17 protein-coding genes are annotated in these 21,143 nt (G+C 66.3%); 10 read left to right on the top strand and 7 right to left on the bottom strand.

All coding sequences use genetic code 11. The features are described 5' to 3' along the window. Positions 1 to 83: 83 nt before the first annotated feature. From purQ to grxD, 4 genes are all read left to right on the top strand, one after another. A complete protein-coding gene (gene purQ, locus V5G24_RS12070; RefSeq protein ID WP_394082374.1) occupies positions 84 to 785 on the top strand; it encodes a phosphoribosylformylglycinamidine synthase subunit PurQ in 702 nt (233 codons plus the stop codon). Positions 786 to 822: 37 nt separating this feature from the next. Then, positions 823 to 3,030 carry a phosphoribosylformylglycinamidine synthase subunit PurL gene (gene purL, locus V5G24_RS12065; RefSeq protein ID WP_394083074.1) on the top strand — a complete coding sequence of 736 codons (2,208 nt, stop codon included), beginning with the start codon at positions 823 to 825 and terminating at the stop codon, positions 3,028 to 3,030. Between the two features lie 46 nt (positions 3,031 to 3,076). Then, the gene (locus V5G24_RS12060; protein ID WP_394043363.1) at positions 3,077 to 3,316 is read left to right on the top strand and encodes a BolA family protein; all 240 of its coding nucleotides are present in this window, start codon (positions 3,077 to 3,079) and stop codon (positions 3,314 to 3,316) included. A 120-nt stretch (positions 3,317 to 3,436) separates the two neighbouring features. Next, positions 3,437 to 3,775, top strand: a complete 339-nt coding sequence (grxD, locus tag V5G24_RS12055) for a Grx4 family monothiol glutaredoxin (RefSeq protein WP_394082376.1) — start codon at positions 3,437 to 3,439, stop codon at positions 3,773 to 3,775. Between the two features lie 96 nt (positions 3,776 to 3,871). On the opposite strand, the gene purB is transcribed toward grxD, so the two are convergent. Beyond that, positions 3,872 to 5,179 carry an adenylosuccinate lyase gene (purB, locus tag V5G24_RS12050; RefSeq protein WP_394082378.1) on the bottom strand — a complete coding sequence of 436 codons (1,308 nt, stop codon included), beginning with the start codon at positions 5,177 to 5,179 and terminating at the stop codon, positions 3,872 to 3,874. A 247-nt stretch (positions 5,180 to 5,426) separates the two neighbouring features. On the opposite strand from purB, the gene thrC reads away from it, so the two are divergent. From thrC to V5G24_RS12035, 3 genes are read left to right on the top strand one after another with little or no spacing between them, the layout of a single operon-like run. Then, entirely contained in the window at positions 5,427 to 6,839 is a 1,413-nt protein-coding gene (thrC, locus tag V5G24_RS12045) for a threonine synthase (RefSeq protein ID WP_394082380.1), read from the top strand. Continuing rightward, on the top strand, positions 6,836 to 8,101 hold the full coding sequence (locus V5G24_RS12040) for a M16 family metallopeptidase (RefSeq protein WP_394082382.1): 1,266 nt from the start codon (positions 6,836 to 6,838) through the stop codon (positions 8,099 to 8,101). Before thrC ends, V5G24_RS12040 begins: the two co-directional genes overlap by 4 nt. Positions 8,102 to 8,134: 33 nt before the next feature. Further along, positions 8,135 to 8,818, top strand: a complete 684-nt coding sequence (locus V5G24_RS12035; protein ID WP_394082384.1) for a GNAT family N-acetyltransferase — start codon at positions 8,135 to 8,137, stop codon at positions 8,816 to 8,818. 2 nt (positions 8,819 to 8,820) lie between these two features. Here V5G24_RS12035 and V5G24_RS12030 read toward each other — a convergent pair whose 3' ends face one another. Further along, on the bottom strand, positions 8,821 to 10,740 hold the full coding sequence (locus V5G24_RS12030) for an AsmA family protein (RefSeq protein WP_394082386.1): 1,920 nt from the start codon (positions 10,738 to 10,740) through the stop codon (positions 8,821 to 8,823). A gap of 221 nt (positions 10,741 to 10,961) precedes the next feature. Between V5G24_RS12030 and V5G24_RS12025 the strand changes: the two genes are divergently transcribed. Next, positions 10,962 to 12,923, top strand: a complete 1,962-nt coding sequence (locus tag V5G24_RS12025) for an acetoacetate--CoA ligase (RefSeq protein ID WP_394082388.1) — start codon at positions 10,962 to 10,964, stop codon at positions 12,921 to 12,923. 104 nt (positions 12,924 to 13,027) lie between these two features. Here the strand turns inward: V5G24_RS12025 and V5G24_RS12020 are convergent, their stop codons facing one another. The 5 genes from V5G24_RS12020 to V5G24_RS12000 form a co-directional block, all read right to left on the bottom strand. Next, on the bottom strand, positions 13,028 to 14,698 hold the full coding sequence (locus V5G24_RS12020; RefSeq protein WP_394083076.1) for an ABC transporter permease: 1,671 nt from the start codon (positions 14,696 to 14,698) through the stop codon (positions 13,028 to 13,030). A 91-nt stretch (positions 14,699 to 14,789) separates the two neighbouring features. Next, positions 14,790 to 15,833 carry an extracellular solute-binding protein gene (locus V5G24_RS12015; protein WP_394082390.1) on the bottom strand — a complete coding sequence of 348 codons (1,044 nt, stop codon included), beginning with the start codon at positions 15,831 to 15,833 and terminating at the stop codon, positions 14,790 to 14,792. 201 nt (positions 15,834 to 16,034) lie between these two features. Next, the gene (gene bfr / locus V5G24_RS12010; protein ID WP_348848115.1) at positions 16,035 to 16,517 is read right to left on the bottom strand and encodes a bacterioferritin; all 483 of its coding nucleotides are present in this window, start codon (positions 16,515 to 16,517) and stop codon (positions 16,035 to 16,037) included. 104 nt (positions 16,518 to 16,621) lie between these two features. Further along, a complete protein-coding gene (locus tag V5G24_RS12005) occupies positions 16,622 to 16,858 on the bottom strand; it encodes a (2Fe-2S)-binding protein (protein WP_348848116.1) in 237 nt (78 codons plus the stop codon). 206 nt (positions 16,859 to 17,064) lie between these two features. Further along, positions 17,065 to 19,671 carry a hypothetical protein gene (locus tag V5G24_RS12000; protein WP_394082392.1) on the bottom strand — a complete coding sequence of 869 codons (2,607 nt, stop codon included), beginning with the start codon at positions 19,669 to 19,671 and terminating at the stop codon, positions 17,065 to 17,067. Positions 19,672 to 19,890: 219 nt separating this feature from the next. Here V5G24_RS12000 and V5G24_RS11995 point away from each other — a divergent pair, with 219 nt between their 5' ends. Together V5G24_RS11995 and V5G24_RS11990 are read left to right on the top strand one after the other, a co-directional pair. Continuing rightward, entirely contained in the window at positions 19,891 to 20,454 is a 564-nt protein-coding gene (locus V5G24_RS11995; protein ID WP_394082394.1) for a phasin family protein, read from the top strand. A 176-nt stretch (positions 20,455 to 20,630) separates the two neighbouring features. Next, a complete protein-coding gene (locus V5G24_RS11990; protein ID WP_394082396.1) occupies positions 20,631 to 21,089 on the top strand; it encodes a phasin in 459 nt (152 codons plus the stop codon). Positions 21,090 to 21,143 lie beyond the last annotated feature (54 nt).

Raw genomic sequence — 21,143 nt, 5'->3', positions numbered from 1 at the left:
TATTATAGTCTCCGGCCCCATTTCAGCCAGCATGGCCGCTTGTGCCCCCTGCCGGTTTGAACGCGCGGATATGCACTGATCCCATGAAATCAGCAGTTATTCTCTTCCCTGGATCGAACCGCGAGCACGACGCCGCCCGCGCGCTGAAGCTGGTCGCCGGCTCCAATGTCAACATCGTCTGGCATGGGGAAAGCGAACTGCCCAAGCACACGGACCTTGTCGTCCTGCCTGGCGGCTTCTCCTATGGCGATTATCTGCGCTGCGGCGCGATCGCCGCGCGCGCCAACATCATGGGGGCGGTGCGCGCCCATGCGGAGAAGGGCGGGCTGGTGCTCGGCATCTGCAACGGCTTCCAGATCCTGTGCGAAGCCGGTCTGCTGCCGGGCGTGCTAGTGCGTAATGCCAAGCTGCGCTTTGTCTGCCGCGAAGTGTTCCTGCGGGTGGAACGGGCCGATACGGCCTTCACACGCGCCTATCGCAAGAATGAATTGCTGCGCATCCCCATCGCCCATGGGGAAGGCAATTATACCGCCGACGAAACCACCATCAAGCAATTGGAAGCGGAAGGGCGCGTTGCCTTCCGCTATGCCCGCGCCGACGGCCAGATCGACCAGGCCGACGGCCCGAATGGCGCGATCAATGGCATCGCCGGCATCTATTCCGAGAAGCTGAATGTTCTCGGCATGATGCCGCACCCGGAAAACAACATCGAGGCTCAGATCGGGCGGACCGACGGTCGGGGCCTGTTTGAAAGTCTCGCCGCTGCGCTGAAAGCGGCGGCATAGCCGCCCCGCGCCCTCGGATTGGATCGCACCCGTGAACATGATCCCGAATACCCCGCGCATCACGCCCGAACTGGTGGCCGAGCATGGCCTCAAGGCGGACGAGTATCAGCGCTTCCTCGAATTGATCGGGCGCGAACCCACGATCACCGAGCTCGGCATCGTTTCCGCGATGTGGAACGAGCATTGCTCCTATAAATCCTCGAAAGTCTGGCTGCGCACCCTGCCCACGAGCGGGCCGCGCGTGATCCAGGGACCCGGCGAGAATGCCGGCGTGGTGGACATCGGCGACGGGCTCGCCGTGGTGTTCAAGATGGAGAGCCACAACCACCCCTCCTTCATCGAGCCCTACCAGGGTGCGGGAACGGGTGTCGGCGGCATCCTGCGCGATGTCTTCACCATGGGCGCCCGGCCGATCGCCGCGCTGAACGCCCTGCGCTTCGGCAATTGTCACCATCCGCGCACCCGCCAGCTGCTGGCGGGCGTGGTCGCGGGCATTGGCGGCTATGGCAATTCGTTCGGCGTGCCGACCGTGGGCGGCTCCATCGGCTTCCACGGCCGCTACAATGGCAACATCCTGGTCAATGCCATGGCGGTGGGCCTCGCCAAGACCGATGAAATTTTCTACGCGGCCGCGGCCGGCGTGGGCCGCTCCATCGTCTATCTGGGCTCGAAGACCGGGCGCGACGGCATCCACGGCGCGACCATGGCCTCGGCCGAATTCGGCGCCGATGCCGAGGAGAAGCGCCCCACCGTGCAGGTCGGTGACCCATTCGCGGAAAAGCTGCTGCTGGAAGCCTGCCTGGAAATCATGAAGGCCGGCTGTGTCGTGGCGATCCAGGACATGGGCGCCGCCGGCCTCACCTGCTCGGCCGTCGAGATGGGCGCCAAGGGCGACCTCGGCGTGGAATTGAACCTCGATGCCGTGCCCTGCCGGGAAACCGGCATGAGCGCGTATGAAATGATGCTGTCCGAGAGCCAGGAGCGCATGCTCATGGTGATTGCGGACGGCAAGGAGGCCGAGGCCGAGGCCATCTTCAAGAAATGGGGCCTGGACTTCGCCGTGGTGGGCAAGACCACCGACACCTTGCGCTTCGTGGTGAAGCACAAGGGCGTAGTGGAAGCCGATCTTCCCATCAAGGAACTCGGCGACGAGGCTCCCGAATATTATCGCCCGTTCAACGAGACCCCGGAACGCCCCGTCCTGACCCCGGCGGACGTGCCGACCAGCGTGACCCTCGCGGACGCGCTGGAGCAGATGCTTTCCTCGCCCGATTTGTGCTCGAAGCGCTGGGTGTGGGAGCAATATGACCATCTCATTCTCGGCAATACGGTGCAGAAGCCCGGCGGCGACGCAGCCGTGGTGCGGGTCGAGGAGGGGCCGAAGGCGCTTGCCCTCACCACGGACGTCACGCCGCGCTATTGCGAGGCCGATCCCTTCGAGGGCGGCAAGCAGGCGGTGGCCGAGGCGTGGCGCAATCTCACCGCCGTCGGCGCGACCCCGATCGCCGTCACCGACAATCTCAATTTCGGCAATCCCGAGAAGCCGGACACGATGGGCCAGTTCGTCGGCTGCGTGAAGGGCATCGGCGCGGCCTGCGAGGCGCTGGATTTCCCGGTCGTCTCGGGCAATGTCAGCCTCTACAACGAGACCAACGGCAAGGGCATCCTGCCGACCCCCACCATTGGCGGCGTCGGTCTGATCGACGATTTGTCCAAGACCATGACCCTCGCCTTCAAGGCCGCCGGCGAGCCGATCTATGTGATCGGCAAGACCGAGGGCTGGCTCGGCGCCTCGATCTATCTCGGCCTGATTTGCGAGCGCGAGGAGGGGGCACCGCCCCCGGTCGACCTCGTCGCGGAGAAGCGCAACGGCGATTTGGTGCGCGCGCTGATTCTGGACGGTCTGGTCAGCGCCGCCCATGACGTCTCCGACGGCGGGCTTCTGGTGGCGGTCGCGGAAATGGCCATGGCGGGCAATCTCGGTGCCGCCGTGGACAGCCATTGCAACATGGCCCCCCATGCCTTCTGGTTCGGTGAAGATCAGGCGCGCTATGTAGTCACGGCCGCCCACGGCCAGGGCAGCGAGATCGTGCGGCGGGCGGAGGCGGCGGGCGTGCCCGTCACCAAGATCGGCAAGACCGGCGGCGACCGCTTGATCCTGCCGGGCGACCGCTCGATATTCGTGGAAGCCTTGCGCGATCGACACGAAACTTGGCTGCCCATTTACATGAGCTCCATGTCCTGAAGGCCGACGGCTTCGAGAGCGGCGCTTCCAGTTAAGGAATAAACCCATGGCCATGGATTCTCGCGACATCGAGCGGCTCATCAAGAGCGCGCTGCCCGACGCCCAGATCTCCATCGAGGATCTTGCCGGCGACGGTGATCATTATGCGGCGACCATCGTGTCGGAGGCGTTTCGCGGCAAGAGCCGCGTGCAGCAGCACCAGATGGTCTATGCCGCGCTCCAGGGCAACATGGGCGGCGTGCTCCATGCCCTGGCGCTGAAGACCTCGGCGCCGGCGACCGCCTGAGGCGATCTGTGGGCGCGGGCGCAAAGGACTAAATCCGGTGGCATCTTGCGCTTTGCGCGGCGACCACCGATCTTCTCAGGCAGGACGGTCATCACGCCGCCACCAGTGTGGAATTGATCCATGAGCATTCGCGAATTCATCGACCGTGAGGTCAAGGACAATGACGTGGTCGTGTTCATGAAGGGCACGCCGCAGTTTCCCCAGTGCGGCTTTTCCGGCCAGGTCGTGCAGATCCTCGACCATGTGGGCGTCGCCTATAAGGGCATCAACGTCCTGGAATCCGACGAGCTGCGCCAGGGCATCAAGGAATATGCCAGCTGGCCGACCATTCCCCAGATCTATGTGAAGGGTGAATTCCTCGGCGGCTGCGACATCGTCCGCGAGATGTTCCAGGCCGGCGAGCTGATCCCCCTGTTCGAGGAAAAGGGCGTGCCGGTGCGCGACCGCGCCATCGGCTGATTGCCCGCTTCCCCGCTTGTGAAAATGAAAATGCCCGGGCTGGACCCGGGCATTTTTGTTGTTCGGCCTGACGCCAGAAAGATCCCGACCCGCCCGTCAGGCGCGCCCGAACACGCGCTTGAAGATCGTATCGGCGTGCTTAAGGTGATAGCCGAGGTCGAACTTCTCGTTGATGTCGTCTTCGCTCAGATAGGCGCGCACATCCGCGTCGTTCAGCAGGAAGGTGCGGAAATCGCCTTCGCCGCGCCACACGCGCATGGCGTTGCGCTGGACCAGCCGATAGCTGTCCTCGCGGCTCGCGCCCTTCTGGGTCAGCGCCAGCAGAACGCGCTGTGAGTGGATCAGCCCGCCGAGCTTATCCATGTTCTTCTGCATGTTGTCGGCATGGACCACCAGCTTGTCCATCACGCCGGCGAGCCGGGCGAGGGCGAAGTCCAGCGTCACGGTGGCATCCGGGCCGATCATGCGCTCGACCGAGGAGTGGGAGATATCGCGCTCGTGCCACAGCGCCACATTCTCCATGGCCGGCAGCGCATAGGCGCGCACCATGCGGGCGAGGCCGGTGAGATTTTCGGTGAGCACCGGGTTGCGCTTGTGCGGCATGGCCGAGGAGCCCTTCTGGGCCTCGGAGAAATATTCTTCCGCCTCCAGCACCTCGGTGCGCTGAAGATGGCGGATTTCGGTGGCGAGCCGCTCGACCGAAGAGGCGATCACGCCGAGCGTGGCGAAGAACATGGCGTGCCGGTCGCGCGGGATCACCTGGGTGGAGACCGTCTCCACGCTCAGGCCCATCTTGGCGGCGACATGCTCTTCCACGCGCGGGTCGATATGGGCGAAGGTGCCCACGGCTCCGGAAATGGCGCAGGTCGCGATTTCCGCCCGCGCCGCCACAAGGCGCACGCGGGCGCGCTGGAATTCGGCATGGGCGATGGCGAGCTTAATGCCGAAGGTGGTCGGCTCGGCATGGATGCCGTGCGAGCGGCCGACGGTGGGGGTCAGCTTGTGCTCGAACGCGCGCCGCTCCAGCACCGCCAGCAAATGGTCGATGTCGGCGATCAGCAGGTCCGAGGCGCGCGCGAGCTGCACCGCGAGGCAGGTATCCAGCACGTCGGACGAGGTCATGCCCTGGTGCACGAACCGCGCCTCGGACCCGACGATCTCGGACAGATGGGTGAGGAAGGCGATGACGTCATGCTTCACGTCGCGCTCGATGGCGTCGATGCGGTCCACGTCGAATTCGGCGTCCCGGCCGAGTTCCCAGATCTTGGCGGCGGCGTCCTTGGGCACGATGCCAAGCTCGGCCATGGCGTCGGCGGCATGGGCCTCGATCTCGAACCAGATGCGGAAACGCGCTTCGGGGGACCAGAGGCTGGCCATTTCCGGGCGGCTATAGCGGGGGATCATCGCGGCGCTCTTTTCATTATCGGCAAGGCGAGCCCTGTATCAGATCGACGCCGCTTTCGGTAGCGTCGCGGACGCTGTGTCCATGTGCGCATTTGCATGGCGGCGGGCGCGGCGGGCTGGCTTCACGGCGCAATGCCGGATAAGACGCGGCGCACAGGCGGGGCATCGTTGAGGCCGCGCCTTCCCGCAACGGCTTCGCGGGGTTAGGTTGGGGGCGTCCGAGGACGCCGATGCCCGGAGAACATGAGTGCTGTACGTGTCCACGCGCGGCGAGGCGCCGCCTTTGTCCTTCGCCGATGCCCTGCTGGCGGGCCTTGCCCGTGACGGCGGTCTTTATGTGCCGGAAAGCTGGCCGACCCTCACGGCCGACGAAATCGCGGCGCTGGCGGGCCGACCCTATGCCGAAGTGGCCCGCAAGATCATCTCTCCCTTCGTGGCCGGGGCTATCCCCCAGCCCGCGCTCGATCTGATGATCGAGGACGCGTACCGCAATTTCCGCCACCCGGCCACCACGCCCCTGGTTCAGCTCGGCCCCAACCGCTTCGTGCTGGAGCTGTTCCACGGCCCGACCCTGGCGTTCAAGGACGTGGCCATGCAGCTGCTGTCGCGGCTGATGGACCATGTGCTCTCCGCCCGCGGCGCGCGGGCGACCATCGTCGGCGCCACCTCGGGTGACACGGGCAGCGCCGCCATCGAGGCGTTCCGCCATTCCGATGCGGTGGACGTGTTCATCCTCTATCCCCATGGCCGCGTATCGGAGGTGCAGCGCCGGCAGATGACCGGCGTGGGCGCGCACAATGTCCATGCGATCGCGGTGGAAGGCACGTTTGACGATTGCCAGGCCCTGGTGAAGGGCATGTTCAACCACCACGGCTTCCGCGACCGCATGGCGCTGGCGGGGGTGAATTCCATCAATTGGGCGCGCATCGTCGCCCAGGTGGTCTATTATTTCTATGCCGCCACCGCCCTCGGCGCCCCGGCGCGGGAGGTGTCGTTCGTCGTGCCCACCGGCAATTTCGGCGACATCCTGGCCGGCTGGGTCGCCAAGCGCATGGGATTGCCGATCCACGATCTCACCATCGCGACCAATGTGAATGACATCCTCGTCCGCACGCTGGAGAGCGGGCGCTATGAGGTGCGCGGGGTGCTGCCCTCGTACTCGCCGTCGATGGACATCCAGGTCTCGTCGAATTTCGAGCGCGTCCTGTTCGAGGCGCTCAACCGCGATTCCGCCGCCCTGCGCCAGCTGATGGCCTCGCTGGCCCAGTCCGGCGCATTCACCTTGCCGCGCGAGGCGATGGCCACCATCTGCGGCGAATTCTCCGCCGGCCGGGCGGACGAGCCGGAGACGCTCGCCACCATCACCCGCACCTATCGCGAAGCGGGCTATGTGATCGATCCCCACACCGCCGTCGCGCTCGCCGTGGCCGGCAAGGTGGAGCACAATTCCCGCATTCCGCAGGTGATCCTGTCCACCGCCCATCCCGCCAAATTCCCGGATGTGGTGGAAGCTGCCACCGGCAAGCGCCCCGCGCTGCCCGCCCACATGGCGGACCTGATGACCCGCAAGGAGAAGACCACCATCTTGCCCAATGATCTCGCGGCCATCGAAAGCTTCATCTCCGCCCATTCCCGCATCACATCGGGCGCCGCGGCATGAGCGTGATGCGGACCACCCTGGACAACGGCATCACCGTTCTTTCCGATCCCATGCCGCATCTCGGCACGGTCTCGCTCGGCATCTGGGTCGGGGCCGGCGCGCGGGACGAGCAGGAGAACGAGCACGGCATCTCCCATCTGCTGGAGCACATGGCGTTCAAGGGCACGCGGCGGCGCTCCGCCCGGCGCATCGCCGAGGAAATCGAGCAGGTGGGCGGCGATATCAATGCCGCAACCTCCGTCGAGCACACCTCCTATAATGTGCGCGTGCTGGGCGAGGATCTCGGGCTCGGGCTCGATATCCTGGCCGACATCCTCACCGAGCCCGCCTTCGCGCCGGACGAATTGGTGCGCGAGCAGAATGTGATCGTGCAGGAAATCGGCGCGGTGCAGGATACCCCCGACGATCTCGTGTTCGACCTGTTCCAGGAGCGCGCGTTCCCGGACCAGGCCATCGGGCGGTCCATCCTGGGCACGCCGGAGACGGTGCGCGGCTTCAATCCGGCCGGGCTCGGCGCCTATCTGGAGCGCAGCTATCGCGGGCCGCGCATGGTGGTGTCGGCTGCCGGCGCCGTGGATCACGACCATCTGGTGCGCGAGGCCACCGAGCGGCTGCGCGCCATCGGCCCGGGGCAGAAGCCGGCAACGCCGCTTGCGGCCTATGGCGGCGGCACGGTGCTGACACCGCGCGATCTGGAGCAGGTCCACATCGTGCTGGGGCTCGCGGGGCGGTCCTATACCGACCCCGGCTATCACGCGCTGCAAGTGCTGACGAATGTGCTCGGCGGCGGCATGTCCTCGCGCCTGTTCCAGGAAGTGCGCGAGACGCGGGGCCTGTGCTATTCGATCTACGCGTTTCACTGGGCCTATGCGGACACCGGCCTGTTCGGCATCTATGCGGGCACCGACCAGGGCGATGTGGGCGAATTGACCGATGTGGTCATCGACCAATTGCTCGCCTTGGTGGACGGCGCCAGCGAAGTGGAAGTGAATCGCGCCAAGGCGCAGATGAAGGTCGGCGTCCTGACCGCGCAGGAAAGCTCCGGCGCGCGGGCCGATCAGGCGGCGCGGCAGATCCTCGGGTTCGACCGGATCATTCCGGTGGAGGAGATCGTCGCGAAGGTCGAAGCCGTCACGGTGGAGAGCGTGCGCGCCAGCGCGCGGGACCTGCTGGCCCATGCGCGTCCCACCTTATCGGCGATCGGCCCGGGAAAGGGGCTTGAACCGGCCGCGCGGGTTGTGGAACGTTTGACGTTGCGGTGACGCACATCAGTCCTCGCTGTGGCGGACTCGCGCATGTGGTTGTTCAGTTCTGTCTTCGAGCAAAGCGTGTTGCATGCGATCATGGGCGAGGGCGTCTATCTGCGTGTGCCGCAGATGAAGGACTTTGCGAGCTGGCAGGCTCTGCGGGAAGAAAGCCGTGACTTTCTCTCCCCGTGGGAGCCGCTCTGGCCCGTGGACGACCTGACGAAGGGCGCCTTTCGCCGCCGTCTGCGGCATTATGCGCGCGATATGCAGCGCGACGAAGCCTATCCGCTTTTCATTTTCCGCGCGGCGGACGATTGCCTCGTCGGCGGGCTCACCTTGTCGAATGTGCGGCGCGGTGTGTGCCAGGCCGCGAGCCTCGGCTATTGGATGGGCGCGCGCCACGCGGGACAGGGCTATATGACGGCGGCCGTCGCCGCCCTGATCCCCGTTGCGTTCGACGTGCTGCACTTGCGCCGCATCGAGGCGGCGTGCATGACCAACAATGTCGCCTCGATCAAGCTGCTGCGAAAACTGGGGTTCGTCTCCGAAGGCCTAGCGCGCGAGTATCTCTGCATCAACGGCACTTGGGAAGATCATTTCCTGTTCGCACGTTTGCGAAGCGATGGTGCGGAGCTCCGGCCGTCCCGGGAGGCGCCGTCCCAGGATGCGCCGTTCGCGCCGCGCCGCGAACCCTCCAGCCGGCCGGCGCCCGACGTCCCCGCCGAGGGGTGAGTTCAGTTCGCGGGGAGGGTGACGGACGAGGGCTTCGCCAATTGCTCGATCACCGAGCGCACGGCGGCTTCGCCGGAGCCGCGCGCGCGCACCGCATCGAGCAGGGGCTGGGCCGCACCTGAGCGGCGAATGAGGCTCTGCGGGTCGATCATCACATTGGGGCTGGTCCAGGGACCTTGAACCAGGAACGGCAGATCGAACGCCAGCTTGTCGCCGCTCGCACCCGCCGCGGGAATCAGGCCCGCCTGGCCGTGCAGATCCAGGTCGCGCAGAATGACCGAGACGGTGCCGCTGACATTGATCCGCACCTGCTTGGCCTCCAGCCGGCCTTCGTCCACATTGGCCATGCCCTTGGCGATCGTCAGCTTCGCCGCCAGCGCGTCATAGGCGGTGCGGCCGCCGCGCAGGTCGCCGCCGGCCGAAAGCGGGCGCTGCTCGATGCGCTTGAGCACCTGCGCCACATCCAGCCCCACCACTGCGCCGGCCTTGCCCGAAAGCGCCACGCGGCCATGCAGGCTTTGGGCGATCTCGAAGACGCTCTCGCCGGATCCTTCCAGCAGCAGTTGAAGGTCACCCTTGCCTTCCAGCCTGCGCAGGCCGGCCAGATCGTCGAGCGCCTGGTCCAGCGCGACATCCATGGCGTCGCCTTCCAGATGGACCAGGATGCCCTCGGCGGCATCGGGGCGCGGGGCGAGGGTGAGGGAAGCGCGCACCGCGCCGCCCCAGGCCTGCACATTGCCCAGCGCGAGAACCAGCCGGCCGGCGCGCAAGGTGGCGCTGGTGGCGACGCGCTCGAACGTCCGGTCCTCGGCGCGCACGGTTCCGGCGGAGAGCCGCAGGTCCACGTCCACCGCCTTGAGGCCGTTGGTGGAGAGCGGGCCGCGATCCCAATTGGTGCCGCTCTCGTCGGTCAGGACCAGCCGCCCGTACGGCGTCACGTTCAGGCTGTCGGCGGCGAACGTGCCCTGCACGGAGGGGCGCGGACCATCGAGCTTGACCGAGAGCGCGCCCTCGCTGCGATTGCCGTCCAGCTCCGCATTTGCGGGTGTCAGGGAGATTTCGCGCGGGTTCGCGGACACCTTGCCGGAGAAGGAAAAACGCCCGAACCCGCCCGAGGTGGGCGTCGGCAGCTCGACCCAGTCGAGCAGGCCGCGCAGCGCGCTTGTCTCCCCGGAGGCGTCGCCGAGCAGGCTTGGCGATGCCCCGCCCGCGGCCAGCCCGCGGAATCGCACCCAGGAGGTTCCGGTGGAAAGATCGACCCGGCTTTCGCTCGCCCGGCCGGCGAGAAAGGCCGCGGCGTCGGCGATGGCGATGCGGCCTTCGACCTCCCGGTCCCGCCACGTGAAATCCAGCGTCAGCGCGAGCGCCGAGCCGGACGAGCGGTCGAGCGAGGCATCGATGTCGCTGATCAATTCCTGGGTGAGGCCCTCAGGGCTGCGCATCGCGATGGTGCCGCCGCGCAAGCGCAATTCGGGAACGTCCATGTCTCCCACCAGCGGGCCGAGGCGCAGGGCGCGGGGCAGGTGCTTGCCGGTCATGAGAAGGGTGGGGCGCAGCAGCGTGATATCCGCCACTTCCATCTGGCCGAGCAGCAGCGGCAGCAGGCGCAGCCGCGCCACCGCGCCTTCGGCATCGAACACGGCGCCATCGCCGAGTGACACCGCGAACTTGCCGAGGATCAGGCGTGGCGACGGCAGCAGGGCAACTCCAGGCGCCTCCGTATCCACATTCGCGTCCGCATCGGCGATCCGGGCGACTCCTCCGGTCGCGCGCAACAGGGCTTCATCCGCAAGGCGCCGCACTTCTTGGGCCGGCACCAGTGCGGGAACGAGGACCATCGCGGCGATGCAGACGGCGGCGAGCACACATGCGGTCGCGGCCAGAATCAACATCACCCGCCGGGCCGTTGCAGCGAAATTCACCACGTATTCATCCGGTCTTCGGGTTTGGAACTGGGCTCGTGCCGCACCGAGCCGCATGCTTCTATCACTTCTTCCTGGGAGCGGGGACATTCTTCGGGGTCTGTGTCGGTTTGATGGCTGCGCCGCCCGATGGATCCGCTAGCAGATGGCTTATCCAGGGGCTATGTCTTAGGCAGCATCCAACCGCCGTGGCACGCGGCGACAAATTCAGGGAGGGCATCGTGACTCAACGGGAACACCTGCTGTGGAAACCGGATGCCGAGCGCATCGCTCGCACCCATGTCACGGCGCTGATCGGCGCGGTCAACAGCAAGCACGGCCAGTCTCTTGCGTCCTATGCCGACCTGCATGCCTGGACCATCGCCAACCCGGCCGATTTCTGGGACATGGTGTGGGATGACTGCGCCGTCATCGGCGAAAAGGGTGTCCAGCACCTTGTCGACGGCGACAAGATGCCGGGCGCGCAATTCTTTCCCGATGCCAAGCTGAATTTCGCCGAAAACCTGCTGCGCAAGCGCGGCGACGAAACCGCGATCGTATTCCGCGGCGAGGACAAGGTGAAGAAGCGCCTGTCCTTCGATGAATTGCACGCCTTGACCTCCCGCATCCAGCAGGCGCTGAAGGCGGAAGGGGTCGGCGTGGGCGACCGGGTCGCGGCGATGATGCCGAACATGCCGGAAACCGTCGCCATCATGCTCGCCGTCACCTCGCTCGGTGCGATCTTCTCGTCGTGTTCTCCCGATTTCGGCGAGCGCGGCGTATTGGACCGGTTCGGCCAGATCGAGCCCAAGGTGTTCTTCGCCTGCGACGGCTATTGGTACAATGGCAAGCGGGTCGATATCGGCGACAAGCTGGTGCAGGTGGCGGCCGGGCTGCCCACCGCCCAGAAGGTCGTCATCGTGCCTTATCTGGATTGCGCCGACGAGGTGGCCGCCAAGCTGCCGCGCGCCTCCAGCTTCCCCGCCTTCATCGCGCCGTTCACGGCCGCTGCGGTCACGTTCGAGCGGGTGCCGTTCAACCAGCCGCTCTATATCGCCTTCTCCTCCGGCACGACGGGCGTGCCCAAGTGCATCGTGCATGGTGTCGGCGGCACCTTGCTCCAGCATCTGAAGGAGCATCGCTATCAGTGCGATCTGAACGCCGGCGACCGGCTGTTCTATTTCAGCACCTGCGGCTGGATGATGTGGAACTGGCTGGTGTCCGGGCTCGGCATCGGCGCTACCCTATGCCTGTTCGACGGCTCGCCCTTCGCCCCGAACCCGCAGGTGCTGTTCGATTACGCCCAGGACGAGAAGTTCACCTTGTTCGGCACCTCGGCCAAATATATCGATTCGCTGCACAAGGAAGGCGTGCGGCCCTGCGACACCCATGATCTGTCGTCGGTGAAGCTGATCACCTCCACGGGCTCGCCGCTGGCCCCCGAGGGCTTCGAATACGTGTACGACGCCATCAAGAAGGACGTGCATCTCGCCTCCATCTCCGGCGGCACGGACATCATCTCCTGCTTCGTGCTCGGCGACCCGACCGCGCCGGTGTGGGCGGGCGAGATCCAGGCTGCGGGCCTCGGCATGGCGGTGGACGTGTGGTCGGAAGAGGGCGTGCCGGTGCGCCAGGAGCGCGGTGAGCTGGTCTGCACCAAGCCCTTCCCCTCCATGCCCGTGAAATTCTGGAACGATCCGGAAGGCGCGAAGTATCACGCCGCCTATTTCGAGCGCTTCCCGAACATCTGGTGCCATGGCGATTTTGCCATGTGGACCGAGCACGGCGGCATCATCATCCTCGGCCGCTCCGACGCCACGCTGAACCCGCAGGGCGTGCGCATCGGCACGGCGGAAATCTACGCCCAGGTGGAGCAGATCCCCGAGGTGATGGAATCGGTCGCCATCGGCCAGGATTGGGACAATGACGTGCGCGTGGTCCTGTTCGTGCGGCTGCGCGAGGGCGTCACGCTGGACGATGCCCTGATCGCCCGCATCAAGGGCCAGATCCGCACCGGCGCCAGCCCGCGCCATGTGCCCGCCAAGGTGGTGCAGGTGGACGACATTCCCCGCACGCGCTCGGGCAAGATCACCGAGCTTGCGGTGCGCGAGATCGTCCACGGGCGGCCGGTGAAGAACACCGACGCGCTCGCCAACCCCGAGGCCCTGTTCCAGTATCAGGACCTGCAGAGCCTGCGCAGCTGAGCGCCTTTAAGCTGAGAGAGCGCGCAAGGTGAGAAAGGGCGTGTCGCGGGTGATCCCTGCGGCACGCCTTTGCGTTTGAGAGAGTGGGCCGCGCCGCACGTCCGTCAGCGCGGATCGGGGGCCGGGCTTGGGCTCACGGGGCTGCGGCTGCTGGAGGTGGGGACGCCGGCCCGCGAGACCCGCGCCAGCAGGATCACCGGCGCCAGTCCCACCAGCACGATCAGCAGGGCCGCCAGCGCCCCGTCCTCATAGGTGCTGCGGGCGGCTTCCGCATAGATGTGGGTCGCCAGCGTCTCGACCCCGAGCGGGCGCAGCAGCAGCGTCGCCGGCAATTCCTTCATGCCGTCCACAAACACCATGAGGGCGGCGGTTGCGAGCGCCGGGCGCAGCAGCGGCAGATGGATGCGCCGCACGATCGCCCGCTGCGAGCAGCCGAGGCTGCGCGCCGCCATGTCCAGATGCAGCGAAAGCTTGGAATAGCCCGCCTCCAGCCCGCCGATGGGGATGGTGAGGAAGCGGATGGCATAAGCGATCACCAGCGCCGCGCCGGAACCCGAGAGCAGCAGGCCGGTGGACACGCCGAACAGGGAGATCATCGCCCGGTTCACCGCATTGTCGAAGGCGGCGAGCGGCGTCAGCAGGCCGATGGCGAGCACCGTTCCCGGCACCGCATAGCCGAGGCCGCCGATGCGCGCGAACCACACCGCCAGCGGCGAGCGCGTCAGCCGCTGGGCCATGGCGACCACCGATCCGAGCGCCAGCGCCACCAGCGTGCCCGAAAGGGCGAGCAGGGCGCTGTTGCGCGTTTCAACCAGAATGCCGCTTGAAAATCCGCTGAACTCGATGCGCTGCGCCGCGGCGGTCGCCAGATGGAGCACCGGCACCACGAACCCCAGCAGGATCGGCAGGCAGCAGAACGCGGTGGCGGCGATCCCTGTGCCCCCGTTCAGCCGCAGCGGCGCCTGCGGGCGCGTCGAGCCGGTGGCCACATAGCGCGCCCCATGGCGCGCCCAGCGCTCCGTCAGGATCACCGCGAGCACCAGCACCAGCATCACCAAGGCGATCTGCGCCGCGCCGGGCAGGTTCGCCCGGTTCACCCAGGTGGTGTAGATGGACACCGTCAGGGTGCGCATGCCGAGGAATTCGGAGGCGCCGATATCGCCCAGCGCCTCCAGCAGCACCAGCGTGACGCCGGCGACGATGGCCGGGCGCGCCAGCGGCAGGGCGATGCGCAAAATGGTGCGCATGCGGCTCGCCCCGAGCGTGCGCGCCACTTCCAGCGCCGCCGCCGACTGCACGATGAAGCTCGCGCGGGCGGAGAAATAGACATAGGGATACAGCACGCAGCTCAGCACGAAGATGCAGCCGCCCACCGAGCGCACATCCGGCAGATGCAGGCCGCGCGGGCTGGAAATGCCGAGCGCCCAGCGAATCGCGCTCTGCACCGGGCCGAGGGGGTGCAGCACGTCGAGATAGGAATAGGCGACGATATAGCTCGGCACCGCGAGGGGCAGCAGCAGCGCCCAGTCGAGCAGCTTGCGGCCGGGAAAATCGCAGGTCGCCACCAGCCAGGCGCACGGGACCGCCATGAAGACGGTCGCGATGCCCACCCCTACCAGCAGGGTCAGGGTTTGCCCGAGGGCGACCGGCAGCACCGATTCGACGAGGTGCGGCCACAGATCGCCGGACCCCTGCAACGCGATTTCGACCAGCGCGACCACAGGCAGCAGCACGAAGCCGGCCACCGCCCCAGCCCCGAGCAGAAGCCGGGACACCTTTGCGGTGCCCGGCAGCTGAAGGGATTTGTGCCCGGGCAGGGTCCCTGGATTCTGCTCGAAGGTCGCGTCGCTCACGATGGTGCGTCGATCAATTGTCGAAGCCGACCTTGTCGATCAGCTCGCTGGCCTTCTTGCGCGCCTTGGCGATGTCCACCAGCGAGATGGGATCCACCTTCAGCGGGCCGAGCTCGCCGATGATGGGGTCCACCTTGGCGCCGGCGCGGATCGGATATTCCATGTTCTGCTGCGCATAGATGTGCTGCATGTCGGGCGAGACGGCGAATTCCAGCAGCTTGATGGCATTGGCCTTGTTGGGCGCATTCTTCGCGACCGCCGCGCCGGAGACGTTCACATGGGTGCCGCCGCCCTCGAAGGTGGGCAGCACCACGTCGATGCCGTCGCCCCACTTTTTCTGGTCCGGGCCGCCCTTGCCCGAGCGCATGAGCCCGACATAATAGGAATTGCCGACCGCGATGTCGCAGATGCCGCCGAGGATGTCGCGGGCGCCTTCGCGGTCACCGCCGGTGGCCTTGCGGGCGAGATTGGCCTTCAGGCCGCGCAGCCAGTCCTCGGTCTTCGCCTCGCCGTGATGGACGATATAAGCGGCGGTCAGCGCGACATTATAGGGGTGCTGGCCCGAGCGGATGCAGATCTTGCCCTTCCATTTGGGATCGGCGAGGTCCTCATAATGGAAATTGGCCAGCTTCACGTCCTTGGCCTCATAGACCAGGCGCGCGCGCATGGAGAGGGCGTACCAGTTTCCCGCCGGATCGCGCAGGTTCGCCGGCACGGCGGCGGTGAGGGTCGCGGTTTCCACCGGCTGGGTCACGCCGGCGTCCACCACGTCCAGCAGATTGCCCACGTCCACGGTCATCAGCACGTCGGCGGGGGAGGCGGCGCCCTCCGCCTTCACGCGCTCGGCCAGCCCGTCCTTCACGAACACGCTGTTGACCGTGATGCCGGTGGCCTTGGTGAAGGCCTCGAACAGCGGCGCCGAAAGGCCGGGCTCGCGGGTCGTGTAGACATTGACCACCTCTTCGGCCGTCGCCGGCGCGGCGGATAGCATCGCCCAGCTGCAGGCGGCGAGAAGAAGAGGGGACCAAGATTTCTTGGACCGAGTTTTTCCGGACATGAACACGCCTCATCAAGCGATGCGACAGCGGCACGCGCTGCCAATCTCAGCTTGATCGCTAACGCGTCACCCTACGCAGCGTCAACGAAAGAGCGTGTGAAGACAAAAGGTTAGAGTATGTCTAAACAAGATGTTGCGGAGCCCAAAAAGAAAAAGCCCGGTGTTTCCACCGGGCTTTCAGAACATGGGAAGCAAAAAGGCTCAGTGCTCGTCGAGCTCGCCAATGTGATGCTGCGCATAGAGCGGCAGGCCGAGCTTCGCGACGAGGTCGAGCTGGGTTTCGAGGAAGTCGATATGGCCTTCCTCGTCCGTCATCAGCTCTTCGAACAGGTCGCGGCTCGGGAAATCCTTTACGGAATGGCAATAAGCCGCCGCTTCCTGATACAGGGCGCGGGCTTCCTGCTCGGCGGCCAGATCGGCGTCGAGAATTTCCTTCACGTCCTGGCCGATGCGCAGCGGGTCGAGCACCTGCAGGTTCGGGAAGCCGTCGAGGAACAGGATGCGGTCCACGAACTTGTCGGCGTGCACCATCTCCTCGATGGATTCGGCGCGCCACTTCTTGGCCAGGGCCTTGTAGCCCCAATTGTCGAGCATGCGGTAATGCAACCAGTATTGGTTGATCGCGGTGAGCTCCGAACGAAGGCCCCGGTTCAGATACTCGATGACCTTGGCGTCACCCTTCATGTCCACAACTCCTTAAAGCGGCGCCGCGTGGCTCCGTCTCACTGGAAATATAGTTAGAGAAGTTCTAAACTAAGAGCAAGCCCACGGCTACTCCGGGTTTTCCCTCATTCCGCTGCGATAAGCCGGCCGGTGAGTGCAGCCGCCGGGCATTCGGCGGGGCAAGAAGAGCAGGAGCTTTGTACCTGATCCATGATGGCGCGAATAGTACGCGCACAGCGTCCGCACTGCGGCGAACAGCCCAGGCAGCGATACACCTCGCCGGGCGAACGGGCGCCGCCCGAGGACGCCAGGGCGTCGCGGACCTGATGATCAGAAAACACGTTGCACGAACAAACGATCATGGCTCGACCAAGATCTCCGTTGCTTAGAGGGACTCTAAACAACACCGTAACTGTGTTATTTCTGGCAGACGCCTGCGCGCCTCGTCAATGCCATTACCCCTCCAATGTGGGATCGGCATGCGACATTGGAAGGCTTTAAAACTAAACCTTCGAATAGTTCTATTTTGCGTGCACGAGGACTACGCAGCGGAAATGGCGGCCGGCATTCACTTCGGCAGGCGCAGCTCGCTGAGCATCCCGCCCTCGATACCGCGCCGCAGGTTCAGCGTTCCGCCGACGCTGCGCGCCAGTGTGGCAATCCGCGCCATGCGGAACGGCAGGCCGGCGGTTCCGAAGCGGTCCGCGACGGCGGCATGGCGGGTCACGTCGAGCGCCTGGGCGATTTCCTCTTCCGAGAGGCTGGCCCCCTCGTCGCGGATCAGCACCGCCACGGAGGTCATGGCTCCTTCCGTCTCGCTCGGCTCCGCGAGGGTCGAGATGAGGACATATTGCCCTTCCGGCGTGCCGCGCAGGGCTTCTTCCAGCAGCAGGCGCAGCATCTGCGCGGTGCGGGCGCCATCGCAGCGGATGGTGGCTTGCGGGTTGAAATCGCGCCGGATCAGGATGCGCCGGCGCTGCGCGGTTCCCGCCAGATGGGCGACCGCCTCGTCCACCAGCGCATTGACGTCCAGCACCGTGCGGATGGGTTCGCCGGGGGGCGCGATCAGGCCCTCGATGTCCTCGAGTGTGGCCATCAGCTGCCGTCCGGCGAGCACGGCGCCTTCCGCGAGCTTGCTGTAGCGGCGCGTGCCGACGGCGCCGAACGCACCGGAGCGGACCGCTTCCACGAACCCGAACATCACGTTCAAGGGCTCGCGCACCCCGTGGGAGAGCCGGCGCAGCAGCGCGTCGGTATCCTGCAAGGGCTGCGCCGCCCTGGCATCCTGGGGGGCCGCGCTCTCGCGGAAGACGGCGCAATAAACCGGCAGGTCGTCGGGAGAACGCTCGGTCCGCGCGATCGTCACGTCGAGCGCCGGACGGCCCGCGCCATCCTCAAGCCGAACGCCGGACGCGCTGACGCGTCCATCCTGCGCGCCTGCGGCGGAGGCGAACAGGGCCTCCACCAGAGGCCGGTCGTCGGTGTGGAAAAGGGTGGCGAAGGCGGTGCCGACGCGCGCGTCGCGGTCGAGGCCGCCCATGCGGAGCGCGGCCCGGTTCAGATGGTCCACAATGCCCGAGGCATCCAGCAAGGCGACCGGCACGGGAATGAGGTCCAGCGCCTCATGGCGCACCCGATGCCGCGCCAGCGCGCGGGCGGCCGGCCCGTCCGGCGCCGCGGCTTCGATCGCCCGCACCAGGTGCACGAGGGCCGTCTCGCCGTTCCAGGGCGCGGAGACCAGGCGCACGTCCACCGGCAGCGCCTCGCCCTCGGCGCGCGCGAAATGCAGCTGGCCGTCGGTGCCCTCGCGCCACAGGCGCGCGGCGACGCCGCCGGTGCGTTGGAACTCCTGCACATCCGGCACGCCCGCCCAGGCGAGGATGGTGCGATTGACCCGCACGAAGCGGCCCTGCTGCTGAACGGCGATGCCGAGCGGCAGCCGGTCCAGCAGGCTGTCGGCGGATTCAACGCCACCCCGGCCCACGGCAATGCTGGCGATCTCATCCGGGGCCGAACCAGGGAGCGCCGGACCCACGACAGGCGGACCAAGGTAATTCGGCGAAAGGGGAGGGGGAGCAAGGACCGCGTCGGGCGCCACCTCGGACGGCGAAGCATGCCGATCCGCGGCATCCATTCGCGATGGCGCGTCCCCGGCGGTATCCGGGTCGTCCGCGCGGGCGCCGCCGTGTTGGCTGGCGATCTCTTCGTGGGCGTTTCCCTCGCGGGCGACGTCCGGCGCGGGGCCGTCCTCGTCGTCGTCCCGAGGGTATATCGTGCGGCCATCGCGCGCCGGCTGCGGCGCGTTCCAGCCGTTCACCGCCTCGTGGAGGGTGCGGGCGATCTCGTGAAACGCGGAGCGCTCCCGCTGCGTGAGCGGACCGCCCCGCAGCGGCACGACATTCACCGGCGCATCGTCGCGCTCACCACCCTTGCCCATGCCGGCGGGCGTATCATCGAAGGCGGTGCGCGGCCACAGGATTCCAAAGCCGCGCACGCCGATGCGGCGGCGCGTCCCATCCAGCAGCGGCATGCCGCCGAGCACGATCCGGCGCGGATACGGCTCCTGCGTGTGGACCAGCACATCGGCGAAGCTCGCGCCAGCCTCGATCGCCGCGTCGATGGCGGCGCTGTCGCGCAGCAGGCCGGCGTCCGCCAATTGCCGGAAGCTGCGCCCGAGCCACCCGCCCAGCCGCAGGCCCAGCCCGTCGACGGCGGATTCCGAAAGAAAGCGGATCACCCCGGCACCGTCCGCTTCCCATGTGAAGCGCACCGGGCGCGGCTCCTGCGTCATGTCGCGCGCCTCCGCTGCGGGCGTCTCGTGCGTGGGCGGGGTGGTCTGCGGCGCGAGGGCTTCGGGATCGACAAACAGCACCAGCCGTCCGAGGGGCGAGGAGAGGCAGGCGCAGGAGAACATGCGCGCGGTGAGTTGCGCCGGCAGACGGACCCGTTCCAGATGTCGCACGCCGTTCGGGTCGGCGGCGACCTGCCGCATGATGTCGAGCACGGATTTCGGCGCCGGCTGATCTTCGCGAAGCCCAAGCTTTGCGCAGGCGGCCGTGGCGGCGATGATCTTGCCGTCCCGGATCGACACCAGGAACGAGGGAAGATCGCCGCGTCGCAGGGGAGCGAACGCCGGTTCGTTCAATGCCAAGAGGCGCGACGTGTGTTCGCTCATCACCGCGAATGACACCCCTTGTTTTTCGGCCGTACCATCTCGACCTGGATCCCAGCAACCTGCATTCTATGCTGGCAGATAAACCTTAACAGTACCGCAAACCCGTAGCCGTCGCATTAATGTTTCATATTGCGGTGCATAGGCTGAGATAGACTAAGATGCGGTTGGAGCGGCCGGCGCCGTTGGCTGATCTCCCCAAAAGCCCGAGGAGTGACGACGATGACCACGAAACTGGGTCCCGATCTTGAGCTGCCCGCGGAATTGAGGGCCATTGCCGAAAAGAACGTCACGCAGGCGCGCCAGGCCTTCGATACCCTGTTCGATACGGCCCGCAGCGCCGTGAACGAGTCGGAAGGGCGGATCGAGGAAGTACGTTCCGGCATGCGGGAATTGCGTCAGAAAACCCTCGGCCTCGTCGAATCCAACGTGAATGCCAGCTTCGACTTCCTGAACAAGCTGGTGCGCGCCAAGAACCCGCAGGAAGTCCTTGCCTTGCAAGCCGAATTCGTCACCGCGCAGGTTCAGGCCGTGGCCAGCCAGGCGGCGGCTCTCGGGTCGGACGCGCGCAACCTCGGCGAATCCACCGTGCGCTCGCTCGACGAGCACGCCCGCGCGCTGGCGGAACGGGTCCAGGCCCTCGGCGCCGCTGCGGCGCAGCATGCCAAGTCCGGCGCCGAATCCGCCCAGGCGGCCGGCACCGCCGCCGCCCATGATGCGCAGACCGCGACCCAGCAGGCCGCCAGCCAGTTCGAGCAGCCCAACGATCCGAACCGGACCTACTGAAGAAATTCGGCCGAAGTCGTTGTGCGGCGCAAAAACAATTTTTGTGCCGCACACTTTTGAGCTATAGTGTCGCGGGGTCGAGGCTGAGGGCAGGAAAGTCGCTTTGGCAGTGTTCGAGCGCGCTTTTCGGCCTGCGCGGGCCTGAATTGAAGCCAAGCCACCGCACCGAGGGAACTATGAACGACACCTTTGCCAAAGCCTTCCAGGACCAAATGAACGCCGCCAACGGCGCGTTCTCCAAGATGGAAGTTCCGGCCGCTTTCCGCGAAATGGCGGAAAAGAGCGTCGAGAGCTATCGCGACAATTACGAAAAGCTCAAGGCTGCCGCAACGCAGACCAGCGACATCCTCGAAGACAGCTATTCGACCGCGAGCAAGGGTGTCTCCGAATACAATCTCAAGTCGCTCGAAATCCTGCGCTCGAACGTGAATGCCGCGTTCGATTTCTTCGCGTCGGTGGTTTCCGCGAAGTCGGCGGCCGAGGCGGTGGAGCTTTCCACCTCGCATCTGCGCCACCAGTTCGACGCGCTTTCCGGCCAAGCGAAGGAATTGTCGGCCCTCGCGCAGAAGATCGCGACTGAATCCTCCGAGCCCATCAAGGCCGGCGTGGAAAAGACCCTCAACAAGGCGGCCTGATCGCACGTCTTCGTTTGAATGCTTCGAAGAGGCGCCGGTCTGCCGGCGCCTTTT

This window comes from Roseixanthobacter finlandensis (assembly GCF_043195105.2).
GTDB lineage: Bacteria > Pseudomonadota > Alphaproteobacteria > Rhizobiales > Xanthobacteraceae > NCEH01.
Note: the sequence above shows the minus strand (reverse complement) of the source record. Positions and strands in the feature narration are given on the sequence as shown.

Excerpts from the sequence above, each read along its gene's own strand:
- V5G24_RS12060 (WP_394043363.1), top strand. The coding sequence starts at position 3,077 with ATGGCCATGGATTCTCGCGACATCGAGCGGCTCATCAAGAGCGCGCTG.
- V5G24_RS12005 (WP_348848116.1), bottom strand. The coding sequence starts at position 16,858 with ATGATCGTTTGTTCGTGCAACGTGTTTTCTGATCATCAGGTCCGCGAC.
- V5G24_RS11990 (WP_394082396.1), top strand. The coding sequence starts at position 20,631 with ATGAACGACACCTTTGCCAAAGCCTTCCAGGACCAAATGAACGCCGCC.
- V5G24_RS11995 (WP_394082394.1), top strand. The coding sequence starts at position 19,891 with ATGACCACGAAACTGGGTCCCGATCTTGAGCTGCCCGCGGAATTGAGG.
- grxD (WP_394082376.1), top strand. The coding sequence starts at position 3,437 with ATGAGCATTCGCGAATTCATCGACCGTGAGGTCAAGGACAATGACGTG.
- bfr (WP_348848115.1), bottom strand. The coding sequence starts at position 16,517 with ATGAAGGGTGACGCCAAGGTCATCGAGTATCTGAACCGGGGCCTTCGT.
- V5G24_RS12035 (WP_394082384.1), top strand. The coding sequence starts at position 8,135 with ATGTGGTTGTTCAGTTCTGTCTTCGAGCAAAGCGTGTTGCATGCGATC.
- V5G24_RS12015 (WP_394082390.1), bottom strand. The coding sequence starts at position 15,833 with ATGTCCGGAAAAACTCGGTCCAAGAAATCTTGGTCCCCTCTTCTTCTC.
- V5G24_RS12000 (WP_394082392.1), bottom strand. The coding sequence starts at position 19,671 with ATGAGCGAACACACGTCGCGCCTCTTGGCATTGAACGAACCGGCGTTC.
- purB (WP_394082378.1), bottom strand. The coding sequence starts at position 5,179 with ATGATCCCCCGCTATAGCCGCCCGGAAATGGCCAGCCTCTGGTCCCCC.
- purQ (WP_394082374.1), top strand. The coding sequence starts at position 84 with ATGAAATCAGCAGTTATTCTCTTCCCTGGATCGAACCGCGAGCACGAC.
- purL (WP_394083074.1), top strand. The coding sequence starts at position 823 with ATGATCCCGAATACCCCGCGCATCACGCCCGAACTGGTGGCCGAGCAT.
- V5G24_RS12040 (WP_394082382.1), top strand. The coding sequence starts at position 6,836 with ATGAGCGTGATGCGGACCACCCTGGACAACGGCATCACCGTTCTTTCC.